This window comes from Anaerovibrio sp. (genome assembly GCF_051866355.1).
Classification (GTDB): domain Bacteria; phylum Bacillota; class Negativicutes; order Selenomonadales; family Selenomonadaceae; genus Anaerovibrio.
This window is the reverse complement of sequence record NZ_JBJDWZ010000009.1, coordinates 1-5,144: the sequence shown is the minus strand read 5'-3', so window position 1 is coordinate 5,144 and position 5,144 is coordinate 1. Positions and strand designations below refer to the sequence as shown.

The following is a 5,144-nucleotide window of genomic DNA, read 5'->3' as shown; positions in this document are numbered from 1 at the left end:
TTGGCACTGATGCCCTTCAAATCATGGGCAGCCTCAAAGGAGGCCCTCACATCGCCCGCCCTCAGGGTTTCCCCCAGCCGGTCAAAGCTCTTGTCCCCAATAAATTTGCCATAGCATTTGGCATAAAAAGCCTCATTATTTAAAAACCTGCCCATGGCTTCATCTATATTGCAGCCGTAAGCGACAAGCCTGTCCGTCAGCGCCGACATAAAAACACCCCCACAGTCGGAAGGAATACCCCTTCCCACGAAAATCAAATCATTATTCTGCTTAACATTCTAACAATTTTTCCCCTATTTGGCAAGATGCTCAAATTCATAAAAGACGTCGACAACATCCAGAAAGGCGCCATCAAAGCCGGCAGACAGGATCATATCAAGGTAGCTGTCCGGACTGCCCATCAGCATATCCTGCCACTCCTTCTGCCAGTAGCGGACGCGGAAATTGCCCTCCCAGTCATCATTTTTTTCCCACAGCCAGCCAGGCGGCTTATCCTTCCAGGCCGCCTGCCAGTAAGGGCGATAGTCCTCGGCCTCCCCCACGCTCATGTACGCCGCCACCAGGCGCCGTCCGCCCATAGGCTTTTCCTGCAGGCGGGCAACCTCCTGCCTCGTCAGTGGCTCATCGCCATAGTAGGCATCGATAATCAGCAAATCGTAATTGCTGGCTGCCAGCCTTTGCAGATAGGCCTCACGGGAGGAAAAATTCTCCGGGTTCAGCAGCACCAGATAATTCCGTGCCTCCTGCAGACTGCGGCAGGAGAAATCATTATCATTTTCCGGCAGTTCCCGTGGCAGCCTGTCCAGCTCACGCCTGGCAGATACCCAGCCCAGATAGCCATTATACCTGTCCTCCCTGTACGCCGTCTGCACATGCGCAGGCTCCCGGCAATAGTCCAGCACCATAGGCACAACGCCTGCCGCCAATCCGTTGTGCAGCAGCCGGTGAAAATTTTCCTGCTCATCTTCCGGCATGGGATTGTCCATTTCCATATCCCAGCCGTAGTTCACCGACTCGGCCATCACGCCATCAAGATGCTCCAAAAGCTGTCTGTAATCCTTCTCCGGCAAAAACTCGCAGGCCTCCAAAAGCCCTGCGCCGCCATTGGCAATCACAAAAAAATTCCCGCTCCGCGCCCTGCTGCCGTAATCCTTGATACTGCCTATCAGCTTCGCCATTTCCTGACGATAGGCCACATGCTCCCGCTCCTCATTTTGGGCGCGCACCACGTTGTGATACCCATAAAGGCCGGCCGCAAAAATGCCCAGGCAGGCACACAATAATACCAGATTTATCCTTTTCCTCATCAGAAACTCCTGTTGTAGCTCATCATCACGCCCCAGCTGTGATACCCGGAGCCGCCCTGCTGATGCAGTACCGCCCTTTCCAGCGCCAGTGACATGCTGTTCCTCTCATCCATGCGCCAGTCATAGCCCAGGGAAACGGAAAACCGCCGCCCGGCACTATAGCTCTGCCTGGTCAGTGGCTCATACATATCGCCTTCCGTCCTCAGCCAGTTGGCAAACAGCCGCATCTGCCGCCGGGCATCAAAGCGATGGAACCAGCCCGCACCACCATACAGACGGTGCAATCCCGTACCGCCCATACCGGCTGTATCGTAGGCCGTCGCCCCGTCAAAGGACCATATCAGATAGGCGCCCCAGGAATCCCGCGGCGTGAACCAGCTCCGGTAATACCCTCGTCCGACAAGGCCGTTTCCGTCCCGGAATCTGTAGCTGTCGGCAGCACTGGTCAGGGAGGATTCCTCATTGCGCGTATACTGCAGCTTCAGCATATACTGCTGCTTGTCATCAGTGTGGAGATATTCCAGCTCATTTGACCAGAAATTCCCCGGATGCATCACCGAGCTCATATCCTCCATGGAATCATTATAGCCGCCCCTGAAGGAATAGGCACTGCGCCACCGCCAGTCCGTATATTTGTCGATATGGCCTGCAACCTCCAGCCGGGGGGTGAAATTCCACCCCTCGCCCAGCCTCGACACGCGGGCAAGATCATCAGGCACCACGGCATTGCTATGTACGCGGCTTTCACCGGTAGGCAGGTTTATCTCCATCCCATAGCTTACATCGTATACCTGATGCCTGCCGACATGCATAGCACTGACGGTCGTATCCGTGATGCCGCTCATACTGCCGCCGGGCAGGCCCGTATCCGAATACACATAGGCGTTGCTGATGGAAAGCTCCCTCTGACAGCCGTTCCAGTACCAGGAATTGGCATTGTAGAGCTGATGGCCTCCTGTTGCCCCGTGCCAGCTATAATACTCCAGCGTGCTCTGTGCACCGGAGCCCTCGCCAAAATGTTTCAGGGCGGCTTCGGCCTCCACCGCCTCCTCAAAGCTGTCGTTGCGCTCCATCAGGGCCTGAAAGCAGGCAGTGATGGCCTCGGTCTGCTCACTGCGGCAGATTTCCACATCCTGACGGCAGTCCAGCACATCCTGACGGCTTCTGGACAGCTCCATTTCCAGCTCGACAATCTCCCTGCTGGCTTCCGCTTCCTCTTCCTCTGCATCACGGCAAAGCTCTTTCAGCTCATCCAGATGGCTGCTTACGTCATCAAAATACTCCTGCGCCGCATCCGCTTCGGCATCCAGCTCCGCCATGCGCTCCCAGTAAGCCTCCAGAGCCTGTGCCTCCTCATCCGCAGCGGCAGTGACGCCTTCACCGGCACCGGCAAACCTCAGCTCCAGCTCCGGCAGGCGGTTGTTCTCAAAGCCTGCTTCCTCCCATGCCGCTTCAATCCACTCGGCCCTCTGCCTGTCCTGATAGGAGCTCTCCGAACCGGCTGCGCCTGCCGGCCTTGCCACCATGGCCGCCTGACGCACATCCAGCCTTTGCTGCAGCTCCGCCTGTGCCTCATACCACACCGGCAGATAATCCGCCACCGCCTGCTGGCTGGCAAGCGCCCTGCTGGTCAGCTGCTGCCTGTTTTCCCTGGCGGCTTTCAGCTCCGCTTCAACAAGCCTGACCTGTTCCTCCGCCTGCAGCTGATTTTCCTCGGCCATGCGCAGATTTTCTGCCGCATCACGGCAGATTCCCTCCGCTTCCTCCAGATAATGCCCGGCCAGTGACATATTCTGCACGGCCTCGCCCATGTACAGCTTGGCCATATCAAGAGCCCTGATGCGCTCAAGGTTATTTTCCATGTAATCAAAATCGCCGTTAATATCCTGCAGAACCGTAAGGGTCGCCGCATCGCCCCTGAGCGGCACGCTGGCAGCCAGGCCTGTCATGACCAGGGCAACCGCCTTTTTTTTACAGTGCATCCGCTCACGCTGCTGCTGCAGCCTCAGCCGCCGCCCCTTGACACGTGACATCCTCATTCATACCGCCTCCTTTCCCGCTAAAAATTCCTGTCCCTGTACAAAAAAGCCGCCAGCCTGGAAAAAACTCCGTGGGGTGCTTCCAGAAACACCGGCCTGCCGCAAAAGATATAATAGTTTATCCGCTGGCAGAAATGCTGCAGCCTTCCCACAGCCACACCGGCAGACAGCACGGCCGACAGGAAGAAGGTAAAGCCGTAGCTGTTTTCGCCCAGCCACTGGCCTATGATGCCCAGCAGCACGTTGGAGCCCAGAAAAACACCGGCAATCAGGAGCGCCCCCTGCTGATCCTCCAGATACAGAAGCAGCGTGTATATCACCTGCAGAACGGCGGTAAAGAACGCACCCAATACCAGAAGCCTGTAGATGCCCACATCCTGATAATACACGCCCCCAATCGACATCAGATAGCTCCCCGCCGCCAGGAACACCAGGCTGAACACCAGCTGAAACTCCATGATGTTCTTGAATTCCGTCCAAAGGGTGTACAGCAAATCCTTTCTGGCATCATCTATATCCTGAAAGCTCCCCTTCTGGGTAATATACGTAAAATAAATCGCATACTGCTCATAAAATTTCAGCTCCATGGAAACCACAAACATAATCATGGTGGGCAGGATGGACAAAAAGGCGTAAAAAGTCACCACATCATAACGGGGCGAATACAGATATGTCCCTGCCACCACAACGCCCCAGTCACTGCTCCAGACGATAAAATTGGCAACGTATATGGACAGCGTATAGAAAAACGCCACCCCGAACAGCCTGTAATGCTCTTCAAAATAAGGCAGGAACTCAAAATTCATGCTGAAGGCCGGACAGTCAAAGTACCTGACAATCTGCACCATAAAGCAGCACACAATCAGCCCCGTGCCGATACACATGGACAGCATGGCACCTGTCACCGGCTCCAGAAGGCCGGTATGAAAATTGCCCCACGCCAGAAGGACGCTGACACAGGCGCCGCCTGCATAGCTGAAAAATATTGATTTATAATCCTTCAAGGCCGTCAGGTATACCCCCTGCAGCCATATGGCCGTCATTTCCATAAAAAACACGTAGGTAAACAGCTTCAATACCACAGGCAGGGGCTTGTCCCAGAAAAAGAGCAGGGCCACCACCATGCCCAGAAGCTGTGCCATGAAGATAACACCGTAGCAAGAGGCGGCTATATTTTCGTACTCGCCGCGATAAAGGGAATCCGCCAGGTATCTGGTGACAACCATGGCAAAGCCGCAGGTAAGGAGCTGCGAAAAAACAAAGGGATAAATCACGGAAGCCGTATAAAGCTGTGACGCCTCCCCCGCCGCATCATATCTGGCAAACAGCAGCTGTATCAGAAGCACCATGGATGTCAGCAGGGCAAAAGGTCCGGCCGTAATCACGGCAGAATAGCCGTATGCCATCGCCTGCCCCGTCAGGGTACGGCGGTCAAAGAGCTTTTTCAGCTCAAATCCGATTCCTGCCATAATCTGTTTTCCCCCAGTTCACTGTAAATATTGCGATAGGAATTGATAAAATTCTCATAGGTATAGCCATTCCTGACCCGCTGATACCCGATATTGCCCATTTTCTGACGCAGTTCAAAATCCTTCGCCAGACGGATAATCTCCCGCGCCATCTGCCGATAATCCATAGGCGCCGTCACGGCCCCCGCCGTTCCCAGCCCGTCGCCTTCTGAGCCATAAATCAGCTCACGGCAGCAGCCCACATTGGTGGTCACAAAAGGCCGCCGCGCCGCCTGACCCTCCAGCACCGCCAGCGGCTGTCCCTCGCTGATGCTGGACAGCACCATGAT

The 5,144-nt window shown here is 55.3% G+C and carries 5 protein-coding genes; all 5 read right to left on the bottom strand.

Going from position 1 to position 5,144, the window contains the following annotated elements; translation table 11 throughout:
- A partial coding sequence (locus ACI3UA_RS00415) for a hypothetical protein (protein WP_439722856.1) occupies positions 1 to 209 on the bottom strand: 209 nt, incomplete at its 3' end.
- Positions 210 to 293: 84 nt separating this feature from the next.
- A complete protein-coding gene (locus ACI3UA_RS00410) occupies positions 294 to 1,307 on the bottom strand; it encodes an endo alpha-1,4 polygalactosaminidase (RefSeq protein WP_439722855.1) in 1,014 nt (337 codons plus the stop codon).
- Complete coding sequence (locus tag ACI3UA_RS00405) at positions 1,307 to 3,346, bottom strand: hypothetical protein (protein WP_439722854.1); 2,040 nt, start codon at positions 3,344 to 3,346, stop codon at positions 1,307 to 1,309. The genes ACI3UA_RS00410 and ACI3UA_RS00405 overlap by 1 nt, the downstream gene beginning before the upstream one ends.
- Before the next feature lie 20 nt (positions 3,347 to 3,366).
- Complete coding sequence (gene pelG, locus ACI3UA_RS00400) at positions 3,367 to 4,815, bottom strand: exopolysaccharide Pel transporter PelG (RefSeq protein WP_439722853.1); 1,449 nt, start codon at positions 4,813 to 4,815, stop codon at positions 3,367 to 3,369.
- Positions 4,791 to 5,144 (bottom strand): glycosyltransferase (locus ACI3UA_RS00395; RefSeq protein WP_439722852.1); only part of this gene is annotated, 354 nt, incomplete at its 5' end. The genes ACI3UA_RS00395 and pelG, both read right to left, overlap by 25 nt.

Excerpts from the sequence above, each read along its gene's own strand:
- ACI3UA_RS00410 (WP_439722855.1), bottom strand. The coding sequence starts at position 1,307 with ATGAGGAAAAGGATAAATCTGGTATTATTGTGTGCCTGCCTGGGCATT.
- ACI3UA_RS00405 (WP_439722854.1), bottom strand. The coding sequence starts at position 3,346 with ATGAGGATGTCACGTGTCAAGGGGCGGCGGCTGAGGCTGCAGCAGCAG.
- pelG (WP_439722853.1), bottom strand. The coding sequence starts at position 4,815 with ATGGCAGGAATCGGATTTGAGCTGAAAAAGCTCTTTGACCGCCGTACC.